Genomic DNA, 925 nt, shown 5'->3' with positions numbered 1-925 from the left:
TGACATTCACCGTCATCAATCTGGAGGGATCAGGAGAATGCGAATGGAGTTCTCGTGTGACCGCATTATACCACTTGATTAGCGGTCGGTCGTACTCCGGAAATCGGTCATTTGGAAATGATCCAAAAGTGTCGTGGACGGAGCTGAGTACCGATTCTCTGCTTGGATCAACCTCAAAGAAATCATGATACTCCGTATGTAACGTCCGTATTTTCTTATCTAACTCCCGAAAATCCCGCTGAACCTCATACGGCGCATCATCATACATTCTGTCTGTGAGCCATTCTAACCCATGTTCGTAATATTCTGAGAGAGCCTCTGAGACAACAGAACGTAGGCGATCTTCAAGTCCGGGCTCGTTAATACTGGCTGAGGGGACAGTTGAGGGCGTGGCTGGAGATACGGTACCAAAGAGATACCAGTAATACGGAATCTCGATGTCCAAATCTTGCTCGGCAGATTTGACGTCAATACGATAGAGGAGCTTGTGAAGCGACTTTTTCGGCAACGCATCCGCGGTCCCTCGTTCGCGATTGAGGAGACGCAGAGTCGTTCCCAAGTCCCCACGATTCATTATCTCCAATATCTACCGCTCGTTTTATAGAAGTATCGTCGGATCCCAGTAGACTATCCAACGACTGAGGGAAAAGTAATTCACACGAGACTTCCTTGTAACGAGATACAACGTGCCCATCTACAATCTATATAAAGAGCGGGAAGGGACGGCGCGACGCGGGGAGGACTATAAGGAAGTCGTCATTGAGTATATGGAAGGGCTGAATTACATGGTTGAGCGGGATTCAGCCTTCCACTCTACGCTTGACGATATTCAGTTTGTGAACAAAGCTACGGGCGATAAAGTGGTAGCCGAGGCAAAAGCGTATTCCACAGGTCTCAGCCGGAACGATTGTAGAGACGAACTCGC

General features: G+C 48.4%; 1 protein-coding gene and 1 pseudogene. One reads left to right on the top strand and one right to left on the bottom strand.

Annotated features, from left to right (window positions below; genetic code table 11):
• The coding region (locus tag DEQ92_RS24195; RefSeq protein ID WP_115821719.1) for a hypothetical protein at positions 1-574 on the bottom strand (574 nt) is incomplete at its 3' end.
• 112 nt (positions 575-686) lie between these two features.
• Here DEQ92_RS24195 and DEQ92_RS24190 point away from each other — a divergent pair.
• Positions 687-925, top strand: a pseudogene (locus tag DEQ92_RS24190) (hypothetical protein); the annotation flags it as partial.

Origin of the sequence: Haloferax sp. Atlit-6N, from assembly GCF_003383195.1 — an archaeon.
In the GTDB taxonomy this organism is placed as follows: domain Archaea; phylum Halobacteriota; class Halobacteria; order Halobacteriales; family Haloferacaceae; genus Haloferax; species Haloferax gibbonsii.
The sequence above is the reverse complement of the archived record's forward strand: the minus strand, read 5'-3'. Positions and strand labels throughout refer to the sequence as shown.